Annotated in this window: 14 protein-coding genes and 1 pseudogene; 6 read left to right on the top strand and 9 right to left on the bottom strand. The window is 67.9% G+C overall.

Annotation, left to right across the window (positions count from 1 at the left end):
- Positions 1-4: 4 nt before the first annotated feature.
- Positions 5-1,048: a homoserine kinase gene (locus QTI45_RS12205; protein ID WP_286654534.1), complete on the bottom strand. Its 1,044-nt coding sequence runs from the start codon at positions 1,046-1,048 to the stop codon at positions 5-7.
- A 7-nt stretch (positions 1,049-1,055) separates the two neighbouring features.
- A complete protein-coding gene (locus tag QTI45_RS12200) occupies positions 1,056-1,436 on the bottom strand; it encodes a hypothetical protein (RefSeq protein ID WP_286368606.1) in 381 nt (126 codons plus the stop codon).
- 98 nt (positions 1,437-1,534) lie between these two features.
- Between QTI45_RS12200 and polA the strand changes: the two genes are divergently transcribed.
- From polA to QTI45_RS12185, 3 genes are read left to right on the top strand one after another with little or no spacing between them, the layout of a single operon-like run.
- Positions 1,535-4,339, top strand: a complete 2,805-nt coding sequence (gene polA / locus QTI45_RS12195; RefSeq protein WP_286654533.1) for a DNA polymerase I — start codon at positions 1,535-1,537, stop codon at positions 4,337-4,339.
- A 22-nt stretch (positions 4,340-4,361) separates the two neighbouring features.
- Entirely contained in the window at positions 4,362-5,660 is a 1,299-nt protein-coding gene (locus QTI45_RS12190; RefSeq protein WP_286368608.1) for a M20/M25/M40 family metallo-hydrolase, read from the top strand.
- A 10-nt stretch (positions 5,661-5,670) separates the two neighbouring features.
- Complete coding sequence (locus QTI45_RS12185) at positions 5,671-6,573, top strand: LysR family transcriptional regulator (RefSeq protein ID WP_286654532.1); 903 nt, start codon at positions 5,671-5,673, stop codon at positions 6,571-6,573.
- An 11-nt stretch (positions 6,574-6,584) separates the two neighbouring features.
- Here QTI45_RS12185 and QTI45_RS12180 read toward each other — a convergent pair.
- From QTI45_RS12180 to gcl, 3 genes and pseudogenes are all read right to left on the bottom strand, one after another.
- Positions 6,585-7,496: pseudogene (locus QTI45_RS12180) on the bottom strand (2-hydroxy-3-oxopropionate reductase); the annotation flags it as partial.
- A gap of 19 nt (positions 7,497-7,515) precedes the next feature.
- Complete coding sequence (hyi, locus tag QTI45_RS12175) at positions 7,516-8,295, bottom strand: hydroxypyruvate isomerase (RefSeq protein WP_286654531.1); 780 nt, start codon at positions 8,293-8,295, stop codon at positions 7,516-7,518.
- A gap of 80 nt (positions 8,296-8,375) precedes the next feature.
- Positions 8,376-10,169 carry a glyoxylate carboligase gene (gene gcl / locus QTI45_RS12170; RefSeq protein ID WP_286654530.1) on the bottom strand — a complete coding sequence of 598 codons (1,794 nt, stop codon included), beginning with the start codon at positions 10,167-10,169 and terminating at the stop codon, positions 8,376-8,378.
- A gap of 110 nt (positions 10,170-10,279) precedes the next feature.
- On the opposite strand from gcl, the gene QTI45_RS12165 reads away from it, so the two are divergent.
- Positions 10,280-11,191: a LysR family transcriptional regulator gene (locus QTI45_RS12165; protein WP_286368612.1), complete on the top strand. Its 912-nt coding sequence runs from the start codon at positions 10,280-10,282 to the stop codon at positions 11,189-11,191.
- Here the strand turns inward: QTI45_RS12165 and QTI45_RS12160 are convergent.
- The 4 genes from QTI45_RS12160 to QTI45_RS12145 form a co-directional block, all read right to left on the bottom strand.
- Entirely contained in the window at positions 11,183-12,256 is a 1,074-nt protein-coding gene (locus QTI45_RS12160; RefSeq protein WP_286654529.1) for an AI-2E family transporter, read from the bottom strand. The two genes, QTI45_RS12165 and QTI45_RS12160, sit on opposite strands and share 9 nt — an antisense overlap.
- Before the next feature lie 50 nt (positions 12,257-12,306).
- Positions 12,307-13,005 carry a GntR family transcriptional regulator gene (locus tag QTI45_RS12155; protein ID WP_286654528.1) on the bottom strand — a complete coding sequence of 233 codons (699 nt, stop codon included), beginning with the start codon at positions 13,003-13,005 and terminating at the stop codon, positions 12,307-12,309.
- Between the two features lie 8 nt (positions 13,006-13,013).
- A complete protein-coding gene (locus QTI45_RS12150; RefSeq protein ID WP_286368615.1) occupies positions 13,014-14,345 on the bottom strand; it encodes a C4-dicarboxylate transporter DctA in 1,332 nt (443 codons plus the stop codon).
- Positions 14,346-14,457: 112 nt separating this feature from the next.
- Positions 14,458-15,015, bottom strand: coding sequence for a redoxin family protein (locus tag QTI45_RS12145; protein WP_286654527.1), 558 nt, complete (start codon positions 15,013-15,015; stop codon positions 14,458-14,460).
- Between the two features lie 136 nt (positions 15,016-15,151).
- Here QTI45_RS12145 and QTI45_RS12140 point away from each other — a divergent pair, with 136 nt between their 5' ends.
- Positions 15,152-16,003 (top strand): AraC family transcriptional regulator, encoded by an 852-nt coding sequence (locus QTI45_RS12140; RefSeq protein ID WP_286654526.1) that lies wholly within the window; start codon positions 15,152-15,154, stop codon positions 16,001-16,003.
- 75 nt (positions 16,004-16,078) lie between these two features.
- Complete coding sequence (locus QTI45_RS12135) at positions 16,079-17,866, top strand: monovalent cation:proton antiporter-2 (CPA2) family protein (RefSeq protein ID WP_286654525.1); 1,788 nt, start codon at positions 16,079-16,081, stop codon at positions 17,864-17,866.
- Positions 17,867-17,884: the final 18 nt, after the last annotated feature.

Genomic DNA, 17,884 nt, shown 5'->3' with positions numbered 1-17,884 from the left:
CCGGTCAGGCGGCCAGCGCGTCGGCACCGGGCGCAATGTCGAAAGTGGCGTGCGCGCGTTGCCGCAGCACGCGCTCGAAATGGGTCGGGTCGTGGGGTTTCAGCATGCTGGCCTCGCGCGGCAGATGGAAGTCCCAGAGACGCGAGATCCAGAAGCGCAGCGCGGCAGCCCGCAGCATGGCGGGCAGCAGCGCCCGCTCGGGGCCGGTGAGCGGCCGCACGGTGCCGTAGGCGGCCAGCAGGGCGTCGGCGCGGGCGCCATCGTGGCGGCCGCTGGCCAGGTCGATCGCCCAGTCGTTCAGGCACACGGCGAGGTCGAACAGCCAGCTGTCGGCGCCGGCGAAATAGAAGTCGAACACCCCGGTGAGGCGGGGCGCATCGGCGCTCGCGTGGGTGTCGAACATGGCGTTGTCGCGGAACAGGTCGGCATGCACCGGCCCGCGCGGCAGGGCCGCATAGGCCGAGGATTCGGCGACGTGGTTCTGGTAGGCCAGCTCGCTGCGCAGCAGCGAGGCCTGGGGGGCGTCCAGGTAGGGCAGCACCACCGGGGCGGTGTCGTTCCACCAGCCGAGGCCGCGCAGGTTGGGCTGGCTGCGCGGGTAGTCGCGGCCTGCCAGATGCATGCGCGCCAAGAGCCGCCCGAGTTCGGCGCAATGGGCCGCCGTGGGTGCCAGTTCGCTCTTGCCGCTGAGGCGCTGGACCACCGCCGCCGGCTTGCCGGCCACCGTGTGCAGCAGTTCGCAGGGGGCGTTGGCCGGGATCGACAGCGGATGGCCCCGGGGGGGCGAGACGTCCGGGTCGGCCAGCGGTTCGGGCACCGGGATGCCGTGGGCCGCCAGGTGCTTCATCAGGCAGAGGTAATAGGGGAGTTGCTCGGCGCCCAGGCGCTCGAACAAGGTCAGGACGAACTCGCCGGCCTCGGTGCTGGCGAAATAGTTCGTGTTCTCGATGCCGCCCTCGATGCCCTTGAGGGAGGTCAGCGGGCCCAGGCCCAGGCGCTGGACGAGCGCGTCCGCCTCGTCGAATCCGACTTCCGTGAAAACCGCCACTGCGCGCTCAGAACTTGAAGACGTTCCACCAGACGCGCGAGCCGCCTTCGCCCGCGCTGGAGTCGGACTGGCCCTGGTTGCGCACGCGCTCCTCGGCGTTGGGCATGACCTGGTAGGCGGGGGCGTTGTTCTTGGGCTTGACCGTGATGTCCTGGGTCTGGCCGCCGACGCGCAGCTCGTCGATGGTGGCGCCGCTGTCTTCGGTGTGGATGCGCTGGATGCGCTGGTTCTGGCGGCCGGACGCCTTGTCCGGGTCTTGCTGTTCCTGGGCGGGCGCCGGGGCCGGAGGCGCCGGATTTTGCGCAAAAACGACGGCGGAGGGCGCGGCGCAGGCCAGCGCCAGCGTGGCGAGCCGGGCGCGGCGCACGAGGAGCAAGGAGGAAGACATGGTCGGATTGTAGGTCCGCGCCCGGTCGGGGGATAGATCGCAATCGCCGAAGTTTCGGGCTCGCCGGGCGCGCGGGCGCGGCACGGCAAAATGCTCCGATGACCGACAAGAAAACGCTGCTGCTCGTCGACGGATCGAGCTACCTCTATCGCGCCTTCCACGCGATGCCCGACCTGCGCGCCGTGCCGGGCGACAACAGCAGCCCGCCCACCGGAGCCATCCGCGGGATGATCAACATGATGCAGGCGCTGCGCCGCGAGGTGCGGGCCGACTACGCCGCCTGCGTCTTCGACGCCCCCGGAAAGACCTTTCGCGACGACTGGTATCCCGACTACAAGGCCACGCGCTCGCCGATGCCGGACGACCTGCGCAGCCAGGTCGAGCCGATCCACCGGGTGGTGCGCATGCTCGGCTGGCCGGTGCTGTGCGTGCCCGATGTCGAGGCCGACGACGTCATCGGCACGCTGGCCCGCACGGCGGCGAGCCAGGGCATCGAGGTGATCGTCTCCAGCGGCGACAAGGACCTGAGCCAGCTGGTGGACGAGCACATCACGATCATCGACACGATGAACGGCAAGAAGCGCGACGTCGCCGGCGTGACGGCCGAGTTCGGCGTGCCGCCGAACCTGATGATCGACTACCAGACGCTGGTCGGCGACAGCGTCGACAACGTGCCCGGCGTGCCCAAGGTCGGGCCCAAGACCGCGGCCAAGTGGCTGCTCGAATACGGCTCGCTCGACGCCCTGATCGCCCGCGCCGCCGAGGTCAAGGGCCAGGCCGGCGAGAACCTGCGTCAGGCGCTCGACTGGCTGCCCCAGGGGCGGCGGCTGGTCACGATCCGTACCGATTGCGAGCTCGGCGAGCATGTCGGCGGCCTGCCGGCCCTGGACGCGATCGCGATCGGCCCGCAGCAGACCGATGCGCTCAAGGATTTCTACGAGCAGTACGGATTCAAGAGCCTCGTGAAGACCCTCGAGGCGCATGCGGTGCCGCCCGAGCTGATCGAGGAGGACAAGAAGCGCAAGGGCGCCGACGCCAACGCCAATCCCAATGGCGACCTGTTCAGCGATCCGGCGCAGGAGGCGGCCGAGAAAGTCAGCAACCTCGTCTACGACACGGTCATGACCTGGGAGGCCTTCGACGCCTGGCTGGCGAAGATCGAGGCCGCGGAACTGGTCGCGCTCGACACCGAGACCACTTCGCTCGACGAGATGCGCGCCGAGATCGTCGGCCTGAGCTTCAGCGTCAAGCCCGGCGAGGCGGCCTATGTCCCGGTGGGCCACAACTACCCCGACGCCCCGGTGCAGCTGCCGCGCGACGAGGTGCTCGCGAAGCTCAAGCCCTGGCTCGAGAACGGCGCGAAGAAGAAGCTGGGCCAGCACGTCAAGTACGACCGCCACGCGTTCGCCAACCATGGCATCGAGGTGCAGGGCTACGCCCACGACACCATGCTGCAGAGCTACGTGCTCGAGGTCCACAAGCCGCACGGCCTGGCCAGTCTGGCCGAGCGCCACCTGGGCCGCAGCGGCATCGACTACGAGGACCTGTGCGGCAAGGGCGCGCACCAGATCTCCTTCAGCCAGGTGGCGATCGACAAGGCGGCGGAGTATTCCTGCGAGGACTCCGACCAGACGCTCGACGTGCACCGGGTGCTCTGGCCGAAGCTCGAGGCCGACGAGAAGCTGCGCTTCGTCTACGAGCTCGAGATGGCCTCCAGCGAGACGCTCTACCGCATCGAGCGCAATGGCGTGCTGATCGATGCGCCGACCCTGGCGGCGCAGAGCAACGAGCTCGGCAAGCGCATCATGGCGCTCGAGGAGGAGGCCTACGCGCTCGCGGGCCAGCCCTTCAACCTGGGTTCTCCCAAGCAGATCGGCGAAGTGTTCTTCACCAAGCTCGGCCTGCCGGTGATCAAGAAGACGCCGAGCGGCGCGCCGAGCACCGACGAGGAGGTGCTCGAGAAGCTGGCCGAGGATTTCCCGCTGCCGGCGAAGATCCTCGAGCACCGCGGGCTGTCCAAGCTCAAGGGCACCTACACCGACAAGCTGGGCCTGCTGGCCAATCCACGCAGCGGCCGCGTCCACACGCACTACGCGCAGGCGGTGGCGGTGACCGGGCGGCTGTCGAGCAACGACCCGAACCTGCAGAACATCCCGATCCGCACCCCCGAAGGGCGGCGCGTGCGCGAGGCCTTCGTGGCGCCCGCGGGCCGTGTCATCGCGAGCTCCGACTACTCGCAGATCGAGCTGCGCATCATGGCCCACATCAGCGGCGACGAGTCGCTGCTGCGCGCCTTCACCGAAGGCATCGACGTGCACCGCGCGACCGCCGGCGAGGTCTTCGGCGTGCCGGTCGACCAGGTGTCGAGCGAGCAGCGCCGCTATGCGAAGGTGATCAACTTCGGCCTGATCTACGGCATGAGCAGCTTCGGCCTCGCGCGCAACCTGGGCATCGAGACCAAGGCCGCGGCCTCCTACATCGAGCGCTACTTCGCGCGCTATCCGGGCGTGAAGGTCTACATGGACGAGACCAAGGCGCTGGCCAAGGAGAAGGGCTATGTCGAGACCGTGTTCGGCCGCCGGCTCTACCTGCCGGAGATCAATTCGCCCAACGGCCCGCGCCGCGGCGGCGCCGAGCGCGCCGCGATCAACGCGCCGATGCAGGGTACGGCGGCCGATCTGATCAAGCTCAGCATGGTCAAGGTGCAGCAAGTGCTCGACGCCGAGCAGCGCGGCACGAAGATGATCATGCAGGTGCACGACGAACTGGTCTTCGAGGTGCCCGACGAGGAGGTCGAATGGGTGCGCACCGAGATCCCGCGCCTCATGGCGGGCGTGGCCGACCTGAAGGTTCCGCTGCTGGCCGAGATCGGCGTTGGCCCGAACTGGGACAAGGCCCACTAGATTTTTTGGAGACTTGAGCTTGATGAAGAATGCAATCGCTTTCGTGCGCGGGGGCTTCGCCCTGGCTGCACTCGCCGCCGCATGCACCTGGGCTTCGGCCGCCCCCGACGAACGCATTGCCGCGCTCGCCGCCAAGGAGAAGCCCGCGCTGCTCGAGACGCTGAACCAGCTGGTCTCGATCGAGTCGGGCAGCCGCGACCTCGAGGGACTCGACCGGATCGCCAACCTGATCGCCGGCAAGTTCAGGGCGCTCGGCGGCCAGGTCGAGCTGATCGATCCCTCGGCCGACGCCTACCGCATGGAGGACACGCCCGAGAAGATCGGCAAGGTCATGCGGGCGACCTTCAAGGGCACCGGGACCAAGAAGATCATGCTGATCGCCCACATGGACACGGTCTACCAGATCGGCATGCTCGGCAAGCAGCCCTTCCGCGTCGAGGGCGACAAGGCCTATGGGCTGGGCATCGCCGATGACAAGCAGGGCATCGCGGTCATCGCCCACACGCTGGCGCTGCTGAAGGCGATGGACTTCAAGGAGTACGGCACGCTCACCGTGCTGATCAACGGCGACGAGGAGATCAGTTCCCCCGGTGGCCGCCACCTGATCACGCGACTGGGCGGCGAGCACGACGTCGTGCTGTCGTACGAAGGCGCCCCGATCCAGGGCGACAAGCTGTCGCTGGCGACCGCGGGCATCGCCTCGGTCACGCTGCATGTCACGGGCAAGGCTTCGCACGCCGGCTCGGCGCCGGAGCAGGGCGTGAATGCGCTCTACGAGCTGTCGCACCAGATCCTGCAGATGCGCGACCTCTCGGACCCGGCGACCGGCCTCAAGATGAACTGGACCATCTCGCGCTCGGGCAGCAACCGCAACGTGATCCCGGCCAGCGCCACGGCCGGTGCCGACGTGCGGGTGCTGAAGGTCAGCGACTACGACCGCATCGAGCAGCAGGTGCAGGAGCGCGTGAAGAATCAGCTGATCCCGCAGGCCAAGGTGGAGATGAAGTTCGAGCGTCGGCGCCCGCCGCTGGAAGCCAACGATGCCTCGCGCGCGCTGGCGCTGCATGCGCAGCAGATCTACAAGTCGCTGGGCCGCGAACTCGGCGCCGACGACAAGGTCGCCGGTGGCGGCACCGATGCGGCCTTCGCGGCGCTCAAGACCAAGGCGGCGGTGGTCGAGCGCTTCGGCCTGCAGGGCTTCGGCGCCCATTCGGCCGACGCCGAGTACGTGCTGCTCGATTCGATCGAGCCGCGGCTGTACCTGTCGGCGCAGCTGATCATGGACATCTCGCGCGGCAAGGTCGCGACGACCGCACCGTAGCCGTCGCTTCATGCGCCTGCGCCACATCGAGGTCTTCAACGCCATCATGCTCACGGGCAGCGTGAGCGCGGCGGCGCGCCTGATCAACATCACGCAGCCGGCGGTCAGCCGCACGCTGCAGCATGCCGAGATACAGCTGGGCTTCCCGTTGTTCCAGCGGGCCAAGGGACGGCTCACGCCGACCACCGAGGCGCTGGCGCTCTATCCGCACATCGAGCGGCTGTTCGCGCAGCTCGACGAGGTGCAGCGGCTGGCGGCCAACCTGCGCATCGCCAGCGATGCGGGCGAGCTGCGCATCCTCAGCGTGCTGGCGCTGAGCTACGAGGTGCTGCCGCGGGCGTTGAAGCGCTTCCGCGAGCAGCATCCGTCGATCGCGGTCACGCTCGAATCGCTGCACTCGCCGCAGATCATGTCGGCGCTGCTGCGGCAGGAGGCCGATGTCGGTTTCGCCTTCAGCCCGGCAGTGCATCCGTCGCTGACGCAGGAGACGCTGGCCGACAGCCGCATGGTCTGCGTCGCGCCCAAGGGCATGCTGCCGCGGGCGCTGCTGCGCAACGGCTCGGTGGCGCTGCACGACCTGGTCAAGCTGCCGGTGGTCGGCCTCGACAGCCGCGACCCGGTGGGCACCAGCCTGAGCCAGGCCTGCCGCCAGGCCGGTGTCGGCTTCCAGCAGGCAGTGGTCACGGTCCAGACCTACCATGCGGCGCTGGCGATGGCGCACCATGGCCTGGGCGTGGCGCTGGTCGACGGCTGCACCGCGAACTCGGCGGATCGCGGCAAGGTCGACCTGCTGACCCTGGAGCCGCACATCCCGGTGCCGATCCGCGCCCTGCGCTTCGCGGGGCGGCCGGATTCGGTGGCGGTGCGCAGCATCACGCGCTGCATGCGGGAGGCGATCGCGGAGATGGGCTAGGGGAAGTCGTCTTAAAGCTCTCCGGCCACCGGATGCTGCGCCATCGCTTCCAGCGCGCGCACCAGGGCCGAGTGGTCTTCCTGACCATGGCCCAGCGCCGCGCAGGCGTTCATCAGTTGCGCCGCGCTCGCCGTCTGCGGCAGGGCCACCCCCAGCGCACGCGCGCCCTGCAGCGCCAGGTTCAGGTCCTTCTGGTGCAGCGCGATCCGGAAGCCCGGCGCAAAGGTGCGCTTGATCATGCGTTCGCCATGCACCTCGAGGATGCGCGAGGACGCAAAGCCGCCCATCAGGGCCTGCCGCACCTTGGCCGGATCGGCGCCGGCCTTCGAGGCGAACACCAGCGCCTCGCCGACCGCGGCGATGTTGAGCGCGACGATGATCTGGTTGGCCACCTTGCACACCTGGCCGTCGCCGACGCCGCCCACCAGCGTGATGTTCTTGCCCATCTTCTCGAGCAGCGGCCGCGCGCGGCCGAAGTCGCCCTCGTCGCCGCCGCACATGATGGTCAGGCTGGCCGCCTTGGCGCCGACCTCGCCGCCCGACACCGGGGCGTCGACCCAGCCGCATCCCAGGTCGATGATCCTCCGGGCGAACGCCTTGGTGGCGATCGGATCGATCGAGCTGCAATCGACCACCAGCTTGCCCCTGGACAAGCCCGCAGCCACGCCGCCGTCGCCGAACAGCACGGTCTCGACGTCCGGCGTGTCCGGCACCATGATGAAGACGATGTCCGACTGCCGCGCCACCTCCGTGGCCGAGGCGCAGACCGTCGCCCGCGAGGCGAACGGCTCCGGCATCTCGCCGCGCGTGTTCACGTAGAGCGTGTGGCCGGCCTCGAGCAGGTGGCCTGCCATCGGCGCCCCCATGATGCCGAGTCCGATGAATCCGATCTTCTGTGCGTTGGTTTGCGTCATGTCGCGGGATTTCCTTGTCCTGAGATAGTTATTGCGTCAGCGCGGTGCGCCATCCGAGGCCTTCGTCCGTCGTGCCGCGCGGCTTGTATTCGCAGCCGATCCAGCCGGCATAGCCCAGCGAATCGATGTGCCTGAAGAGCCAGGGGTAGTTGATCTCGCCCGTGCCCGGCTCGCCGCGCCCGGGGTTGTCGGCCAGCTGGATGTGGCCGATCCGGGCGATGTTCTTCGCGAGCGTGTTGCCCAGCTCGCCCTCCATGCGCTGGGCGTGGTAGATGTCGTACTGCACCCGAAGGTTGGGCGAGCCGACCTCGTCGATCAGCGACAGCGCCTGATCGGTACGGTTCAGGTAGAAGCCCGGGATGTCGAAGGTGTTGATCGGCTCGATCAGCAGCCGGATGCCGGCGCCCAGCAACTCCTTTGATGCGAAGCGCAGGTTGTCGACCACCACCTTGCGCGCATCCGCATGCGTCACGCCTTCGGGCAGCTTGCCGAGCAGGCAGTTGACTTGCGGACAGCCCAGTGCCGTGGCGTAGTCGATCGCGCGCGCCACCCCCTCGCGGAATTCGCCGACGCGCTCCGGGTGGCAGCCGATGCCGCGCTCGCCCGCCTCCCAGTTGCCGGCGGGCAGGTTGTGCAGCACTTGCGCGAGGCCGTTGTCGCGCAGGGCGGCGGCCAGTTCCTTCTTTTCGTAGGCGTAGGGGAACAGGTATTCGACCGCCTTGAAGCCGGCCTTGGCGGCGGCCTCGAAGCGCTGCATGAAGGGCAGCTCGGTGAAGAGCATGGTCAGGTTGGCTGCGAATTTGGGCATGTTTGTCTCTAGTCAGTTGGGGACAGAGCAAAAACTGCTGCGCAGTTTCTTGGTCTGTCCCGCAAGGTCTCAGGAAGGTTTCAGTCGAGCATCGCCGCGCTTACGGACGTCGGAGCGTCCTCGGGGCTTTCGGCCAGGGCTTCGAACTCGTTGATGGCGTCGATCTCGGTGCCCATCGCGATGTTGGTCACGCGCTCGAGCATCACCTCGATCACCACCGGCACGCCGAACTCGGCCATCAATTCCTCGGCGCGCTGGATCGCCGGCGTCATTTCTTCCTGCTTGTAGACGCGGATCGCCTTGCAGCCGAGGCCCTCGACCACCTTCATGTGGTCGACGCCGTAGCTGCGCTCGACACCGGCGTCCTCGGCCGCGTTGATGTTGTCGAAGCCCAGCTGCACGCAGTAGTCCATCTCGAAGCCGCGCTGCGCCTGGCGGATCAGCCCGAGGTAGGAGTTGTTGACCACGATGTGGATGTAGGGCAGCTTGAACTGCGCACCCACGGCCAGTTCCTCGATCATGAACTGGAAGTCGTAGTCGCCCGAGAGCGCGACGATCTTGCGGCTCGGGTCGGCCGCGCGAACGCCCAGCGCCGCGGGAATGGTCCAGCCCAGCGGGCCGGCCTGGCCGCAGTTGATCCAATGGCGCGGGTTGTAGACGTGAAGGAACTGCGCCGCCGCGATCTGCGACAGGCCGATGGTGCTCACATAGCAGGTGTCGTGGCTGAAGTTGTTGTTCATGCACTGGTACACGCGCTGCGGCTTCATCGGCACGTCGGCGAAGTTGGTCTTGCGCAGCATCGTCTTCTTGCGGCCGCGGCATTCGCCGGCCCAGGCCTTGCGGTCGGGCAGCTGGCCCTTGGCCTTCATCTCCTCGGCCACCTGCACGAAGAGTTCGAGCGCGGCCTTGGCATCGGACACGATGCCGAAGTCGGGCGTGAAGACGCGGCCGATCTGGGTCGGCTCGATGTCGACGTGGACGAAGGTGCGGCCCTTGGTGTAGACCTCGACCGAGCCGGTATGGCGGTTGGCCCAGCGGTTGCCGATGCCGAGCACGAAGTCCGACGCCAGCATCGTCGCGTTGCCGTAGCGATGGCTGGTCTGCAGGCCGCACATGCCGGCCATCAGCGGATGGTCGTCGGGGATCGCGCCCCAGGCCATCAGGGTCGGGATCACGGGCACGCCGGTGGCTTCGGCGAAGCGCACCAGCAAGTCGCTCGCGTCGGCGTTGATGACGCCGCCGCCGGCCACGATCAGGGGCCGCTCGGCGCCGTTCAGCATCGTGATCGCCTTCTCGATCTGGGCCCGCGTGGCGGCCGGCTTGTAGGGCGTGAGCGGCTCGTAGCTGTCGATGTCGAACTCGATCTGCGCCATCTGGACATCGAAGGGCAGGTCGATCAGCACCGGGCCCGGACGGCCCGAGCGCATCAGGTGGAAGGCCTGCTGGAACACCTGCGGCACCTGGCCCGGCTCGCGCACCGTGACCGACCACTTGGTGACCGGCTTGGAGATCGACTCGATGTCGACCGCCTGGAAGTCTTCCTTGTAGAGCCGGGCGCGCGGCGCCTGGCCGGTGATGCACAGGATCGGGATCGAATCGGCCCAGGCCGAGTAGAGGCCGGTGATCATGTCGGTGCCGGCCGGCCCCGAGGTGCCGATGCACACGCCGATGTTGCCGGCCACCGCGCGGGTGTAGCCCTCGGCCATGTGCGAGGCGCCCTCGACGTGGCGCGCCAGGATGTGGGCGATGCTGCCTTGCTTGCGCAGGGCCGAATACAACGGGTTGATGGCGGCGCCGGGAACGCCGAAGGCCTGGGTCACGCCTTCCTTTTCCATCACGAGCACGGCGGCCTGGGCCGCGGTCATCTTTGCCATGCGAGTCTCCTTGGGTTGGGCTCGATTCTGGGAATTCGGGCCTGTTCGCAGAAGACGGCGCGCAGCCATAAAGCCTATTCCTGTGTGGAATAAGTGAGTAGCATGCGCGGATGGACCGACTGTTGGCGATGGAGATGTTCGTGCGCGTGGTGGAGACCGGCAGCTTCTCCAAGGCGGCGCGCGAGTTCAACACCACCCAGCCCACCGTGACCAAGCAGGTTGCGGCCACCGAGGCGCGGCTGAAGGCGCGGCTGCTCAACCGCAACACGCGCGGCGTCAGCCTCACGGAAGCGGGCGCGCTCTACTACGAGAAGTGCAAGTCCATCGTGCGCGACGCCGAGGAGGCCGAGAGCATCGTCAAGCTCAGGCAGTCGCAGGCGCAGGGACTGCTGCGCATCGGCACCTCGACCGCCTTCGGCCGGCGGGTGGTGGTGCCGCTGGCGTTGGAATTCATGGCGCGGCATCCGCAGGTGCAGGTCGACCTCAGTTTCGAAGACCGCTATGTCGACCTGGTGGCACAGGGCATCGACGTCGCCATCCGCATGGGCAAGCTGGCCGACTCGTCCCTGGGCGCGCGCTTCCTCGGCATGAACCCGTGGGTGATGGTGGCGGCGCCGGCCTACCTGCGCACGCACGGCACGCCGAAGAAGGCGCAGGACCTGAGTGCCCACGTGGCGCTGATCTACAGCAGCGTGGTCGGCGATGACGTCTGGCACCTGCACACCCCGAAGGGCGAACCGGTCACGGTGCCGGTGTCGGGGCGGCTGCGCTCGAACAACGTCTCGGCCGTGCTGGCCGCCGCGCGGGCCGGGCTGGGCGTGGCGCTGATGCCGCGCTACGTGGCCAGCGACTCGCTGGCCACCGGCCAGGTGGTCGAGGTGCTGCCCGACCACGCCCTGGCCGAGCAGGAGATCCACGCGGTGTTCCCGTCGCCCAAGCTGGTGCCCGGCAAGGTGTCGAGCTTCGTGGCCTTCCTGCAGGGCCGCTTCGGCGAGGCCTGGTGGAGCGCCCGCTCAGGGTAGCGGCGGCGCCTTTTCGTCGTCGGCGCTCGAGGACGCGAAAAGATCCCAGGCCGCCATGAACAGCGCCGCGATCACGGGCCCGATCACGAAGCCGTTGATGCCGAACAGCGCGATGCCGCCGATGGTGGACATCAGCACGATGTAGTCGGGCATCTGCGTGTCCTTGCCGACCAGCAGCGGCCGCAGGATGTTGTCGACCAGTCCGATCACGAAGACGCCGACGAAGATCAGGATGAAGCCCTTGCCGAAGGCGCCGACGGCCAGGAAGTAGATCGCCACCGGGCCCCAGATCAGCGCCGCGCCCACCGCCGGCAGCAGCGACAGGAAGGCCATCAGCGCGCCCCACAGCAGCGAACCCTGCAGGCCGAGCAGGGAAAAGGTGACGCCGCCGATCAGGCCCTGTGCCGCCGCCACGGCGATATTGCCCTTGATGGTGGCCCGGATCACGGTGGTAAACTTGTTCAGCAGGTGGTGCGTGTGCGGCGTGGCCAGCGGCAGCGAGGCGCGCACCTTCTTCGACAGCATCGCGCCGTCGCGCAGCAGGAAGAACAGCAGGTACAGCATCAGGCCGAAGCTGACGACGAATTCGAAGGCGTTCTGGCCGATCGCGACCGCGTGGGTCGCGATCACCTGGCTGCCCCGCGCTGCGGCCTGCGACAGTTGTTTGATCAGGCCTTCGACGTTGCCCAGGCCGAAGCGGTCGAGCAGGTTGATCGCCCATTGCGGGATCACGTTGACGACCTGCTGGAAGTAGCTCGCGAAGCTGATGTCGCCGGCGCGGATCTTGTGGGAGAGCACCGACACCTCCTCGACCAGCGATCCGGCGATGGCGACCAGCGGGATGATGACCACCACCATCGCCATCAGCAGCGTGGCGAGGGCGGCCAGGTTGCGCCGTCCGCGCATCTTCAGCAGCAGCCGCCGGTAGATCGGGGTGAACAGGATCGCGAGCGCGACGCCCCACATCACGGCCCCGAAGAAAGGGAGGAGGACCCAGCCGAAGGCAATCGTGACGACCGCCAGCAGGAAGAGGAAGGAGCCGCGCTGCAGGCCTGGTGAATTCATAAGCGCTTCGACTTTAGCCGAAGCAGCCTCCGCCGGCGGGTCGATCCGTGTCAGCGAAGGCCGCGAGGCAGGGTCAACGGTGCCAGCGTGGCGCGCAGCCGTTCGTCGGCATCGGGTGCCGCCTGGACCTCGACCTGCAGCGCCTGCTCGACGTTGCCGATGTGATCGAGCATCAGCTGCCGGGCGTGCGCCGTGTCGCCGGCTTCCAGCGCGGCCACGATGGCGGCGTGCTCGGCGCAGGACTGGACGGCCTCGTGCCGGGACTGGAACAGGGTGGCGGCCAGCGTGGTGCGCGCGGTCAGGTCGCGCAGCACGTCGCACAGCAGCCGGTGGCCCATCTGGTCGGCCAGGCAGACATGGAAGTCGGCCAGCAGGAAGGCGCGGGTGGCGGCGTCGGCGCCGGCGATGGCCCGCTTCTCGTCCGCGATGTGCTCGCGCAGCTTGCGGATCACCTTCGAAAGCGGCCGGCCGGCTTCGGCCAGGATGCCGGCTTCGACGATTCGGCGGGCGGCGAAGGCGTCGCGCGCCTCGTCGGCCGAGGGCTCGACCACGTACCAGCCGCGGCGCGACTGCACTTCGACGAAGCCGCGCGCCTGCAGCTGCATCAGGGCCTCGCGCACCATGGTGCGGCTGACGCCGAAGTTCTCGGCCATCGCCTGCTCGCCCAGCCTCTCGCCGGGCGCCAGCTTCTGCGCCAGGATCGCTTCCACCACGCGTTCCGCGATGTGGGTGGGCGTGACGTCGGTCATCGGTGTCTTCAATGGGCGGTCGAGACGGTCGAGACGGCGGCCGGCGAGCCGGGCTCGGCGAGCGGCTCGTCTTCGGGCGAGTGGGTGCCGTTCAGCACCGCATGTGCCCGCTCGCGGTCGATGTCGCCCTCCCAGGCGGCGATGGCGACCGTGGCGACGCAGTTGCCGATCAGGTTGCCCAGCGCGCGGGCGATGCCCATGAACCAGTCGACCGAGAGCACGAGCACCAGACCGATGGCCGGGATCGCCGGAATCGCGTGCAAGGTGGCGGCCAGCACCACGATCGCCGAACCCGGCACGCCGTGCGCGCCCTTGGAGGTGACCAAGGCGATCGCCAGGATGGTCAACAGGTCGGCCATCGAGATCGGCGTGTTGGTGGCCTGGGCGATGAACACCGCGGCCAGCGTGATGTAGATCGAGAAGGCGTCGAGGTTGAACGAGTAGCCGGTCGGGATCACGAGGCCGACGGTCGAGTCGCGGATGCCCATGTTCCGGAGCTTGGCCATGATCTGCGGCAGCACGCTGTCGGACGAGGTGGTTGCGAAGACGATGGTGAGCTCTTCGCGCAGGTAGCGCAGCAGCTTGACCAGGCTGAAGCCCGAGAAGCGCATCACGAGCCCGAGCACCACGAAGACGAAGAACAGCACCGCCGCGTAGAACAGTGCCACCAGCATGCCCAGCTGCTTGAGCGAGCCGACGCCGTACTGTCCGACCGTGAAGGCGATCGCGCCGAGCACGCCGAGCGGCGCCAGCTTGATGATGATGCCCATGATCTTGAACATCACCAGCGCGGTCGCGTCGACCACCGCCGCGACCGGCCGGCCCCGTTCGCCAAGCAGCGTGAGCGCGCAGCCGAAGAGAACCGCGAACAGCAGCACCTGCAGCACGTCGCCGGTCGCGAAGGCGTTGATCACGGTGGTCGGGATCAGCTTCATGAGGAAGTCGACCGTGCCGCCGCTGGTGAGCTTGTCGGCGTTCGACGCATAGGCGCTCATCGCCTTGGCGTCGAGTTTCGATGGGTCGACGTTCATGCCGACCCCGGGCTCGAACACGAAGGCCAGCACCAGGCCCAGCGCCAGCGCGACGGTGGTGAGCACTTCGAAATAGATCAGCGCCTTGACGCCGACGCGGCCGACCCGCTTGAGGTCGCCGGCGCCCGAGATGCCGTGCACCACGACGCAGAAGACCAGCACCGGAATGATCATCTTGATCAGCTTGATGAAGCCGTCGCCGAGCGGTTTGAGCTTGACGGCGAATTCCGGGAAGAAGAGGCCTGCCACGACGCCGAGCACAAGCGCGATGACGACCTGACCGAAGAGCGATTTGAAGAAACGTGGCATGGCGGATCCCTCTGAAGGTTTGCATGCAAGCTGCACGTTGTCTTGCATGCAAGCAATGTAGGCAAGATTCAGAAGAATGCGCTGAGGGTATTCCCGGAAATGGCGATTCGGCTCAGGCCGGACAACCGCTTTCGCCACAGGCGTCGCGTGTTCCGACCATTCCGGCGTCGCCGGACGGGCGCGCGATCAAGGTCGTGGTCTCCACTTCGGCCGCCAGTTGGCCGATGGCTGCGCCGAGCACCATGTCGTCGATGACGCCGAAATGACTGAGCCGGATGCGGCCTTGCCTGTCGATCAGGACGATGCTCGGCGTCCCCTGCAGCTGATACTCCCGCATCGTGGCGGGAATGCCGCCACGGGAAGGTTGATCGATGCCGATCGGAAAGCTCAACCGGTATTCGTGGACGAAGGCCTTCAGCGCCTCGGGCGTCATGACGGCGTGATGCTCGAACACGCTGTGCAGGCCGATCACGGCCACATCCTTGGCGTCAAAGAGCTGTTGCATCTTCTTCGCCTGCGGAAGGCCATGCGACACGCACGCCGGACACAGCATCTGGAACGCGTGCAGCACCACCACGCGGCCGCGCAGTGACGCGAGCGTCAGGTCCGCCTCCGCGTTGAGCCATTGAGAGATCTGCAGGGCGGGGGCTTCAGGATGGTTCTTCGACATGTTGCTTGCTCCGTGACGAGGATGGATGTTCAGGCCGCAGCGCGCGGCTGGTGAACGAAGTGTCTCGCGCGCGCTCGTATGATTGGGTGCAAATCGTCTTCAAAAGAAACCCATTCGTCCAGATCGGACCGTTCCCATGTCGTCCGTTGACAGGCTCTCATCCCTGCTCGAGCGCTTCCACGTCCGGGCCCATCTGTTCCACGCCGGGCCGCTGTGCGGCACCACCCGCTTCGCCGCCAGGGAGGGGCGCGGATTTCTGCATGTGCTGCGTCGTGGCGAGATGGTCGTCACGCATGCCTCAGGCGCCGGCGTGCCGCGCAGGATCGTCGTCAAGGAGCCGAGTCTGCTGTTCTACCCGCGGCCGCTCGCGCACAACTTCCGCAACGCTCCGGTCGAGGGTTCGGATTTCGTCTGTGCGACGCTCGACTTCGACGGCGGCGACGCCCATCCGCTGGCGCGGGCGCTACCGCCCTTGATCTGCATTGCGCTGCGCGAGGTGGACGGTCTGGAGCAGGCGATCGCGCTGCTCTTCGCCGAGACCACGCAGCTGCAGTGCGGCCACCGGCTGCTGGCCGATCGGCTGTTCGAGGTCGTGCTGATCCAGCTGCTGCGATGGCTCCTCGACCATCCGCAGCAAGGCGACGCGCCGGTCGGCCTGCTCGCCGGGCTCGGCGACCCCCGCCTGGCGCGGGCACTGACCGCCGTGCACGACAGGCCGGGCGAGGCCTGGACGCTGGAGCGGATGGCCCGCGAAGCGGGGATGTCCAGGAGTTCGTTTGCATATCGTTTCAAGTCCGTGGTCGGCGACACGCCGGCGGACTACCTCGCGACCTGGCGCCTCACGATTGCACAGGCCGAACTGCGCAACGGCGCATCGGTGAAGACCATCGCGCACTTGCTGGGCTATGCGAATGCCTCTGCGCTGTCGCGCCTTTTCACGCAGCGGCTGGGCCTTTCGCCGCGCGACTGGCTGGCCGCCCGGGCCTGAGACCCGGCAAGCTGTAGTACAAACGGCGGCTTCGTCCCGTCTGGGGTCCATTCAACCCTGAGCGGGAGAGAAAAATTGTCAGTTGAAGCCGGAAGCGAGCAACTTGTGAGGGTCGTCGTCCTGCTCGGTGCGGGCGTCGTGGCCGTGCCGCTGTTCAAGCGGCTGGGCCTCGGCTCGGTCCTGGGCTACCTGGCCGCCGGACTGGCCATAGGACCCTTCGGTCTGGGCCTCTTCTCGGATCCGCAGGCGATCCTGCATGTCGCCGAACTCGGCGTCGTCATGTTCCTGTTCGTGATCGGCCTGGAGATGCAGCCGACCCGGCTGTGGAGCCTCCGGCGCCAGATCTTCGGGCTCGGGCTGGCCCAGGTGGTCGCCTGCGGCGCCCTGCTGACCGGCGTCGGTGTCCTTGCCGGCCTGAACACCCCGGTGGCCTTCGTGGCGGCCATGGGCTTCGTCATGACCTCCACCGCGACGGTGATGCTGATCCTCGACGAACGCGGGGAGACCGCCTCGCCGCGCGGCCAGAAGGTGGTGTCGATCCTGCTGCTCGAGGACCTGGCCATCGTGCCCTTGCTGGCGATCGTCGCCATGCTGTCGCCGAACGAAGCCGCCGCCGGCGTTTCGACCTGGAAGACCGTCGCGCTGGCGTTGTCCGCGGTGGCGATCGTGACCGTGGCGGGGCGGTGGCTCCTGAACCCGCTGTTCCGCCTGCTCGCCGCATCGCATGCACGCGAGGTCATGACCGCGGCCGCCTTGCTGGTGGTGCTTGGCGCGGCGCTGCTGATGCAGTTCGGCGGCCTGTCGATGGCCATGGGCGCTTTCCTGGCCGGCGTCATGCTGTCCGAATCCACCTTCCGCCACCAACTCGAAGCCGACATCGAGCCGTTCCGGGGCATTCTTCTGGGGCTCTTCTTCCTTGGCGTCGGCATGGCCCTCGACCTCGGCATCTTCGTCACGCACTGGCCGCAGGTGCTGGGCGGCGTCGCCGTGTTCATGGTCGTCAAGGCGGTGGGCATCTACGGGGTGGGGCGCCTGTTCGGCGCCAGCCACTCCGACTCCCTGCACCGCATGGTGCTCATGGCGCAGGGCGGCGAGTTCGCCTTCGTCCTCTATTCCACGGCCGTGGCTGCCGGCCTGCTGGATGGCCCGGCCAACGCGGCCCTCACCGCCATCGTGATCCTCTCCATGGCACTCACGCCGCTGGCCGTCGGCGGCCTGCGCTGGATGCTGCCGCGCGGCGCAGCGAAGGTCGAGGGCATCGACGCGGCGGCCGGCCTGTCGGGCAACGTGCTGATGATCGGCTTCGGCCGCTTCGGACAGGTTGCCAGCCAGGCCCTGCTTGCGCGCGGCGTGAAGGTCTCCATCATCGACATGGACACGGAGATGATCCAGAGCGCCGAGAGCTTCGGCTTCAAGGTCTACTACGGCGACGGCAGCCGACTCGACGTGCTGCACGCTTCGGGCGCGGCGACCGCGCTGGCGATCGCCATCTGCGTGGACAACAAGGAGGCGGCGCTGAAGATCGTCGAGCTCGCCAGGCATTCCTTTCCGCAGGCCAAGCTGCTGGTGCGCGCCTTCGACCGCGGACATGCACTCGAACTGATGTCGAAGAACGTCGACTTCCTGGTGCGCGAGACCTTTGCCGGTGCCAGCGAATTCGGGGAGGCGGCCCTGCGCGCCATCGGCGTTCCGCCGCACGAGGCAGCGGGCATCGCGGCCGAGGTGCTGCGTCGCGACGAGGAGCGGCTCGCGCTCCAGATGACCGGTGGCATCAAGGCCGGCCTGGAACTGATGCACAGCAACCGGGTGAAGCCCACGCCGCTGACCAAGCCGGCCCGACCGGCTGGCCCGGACGCCGGCTGACCGGGGTCCGGCGCAACG

This window comes from Variovorax saccharolyticus (assembly GCF_030316765.1).
GTDB classification, from domain to species: domain Bacteria; phylum Pseudomonadota; class Gammaproteobacteria; order Burkholderiales; family Burkholderiaceae_C; genus Variovorax; species Variovorax saccharolyticus.
The sequence above is the reverse complement of the archived record's forward strand: the minus strand, read 5'-3'. Positions and strand labels throughout refer to the sequence as shown.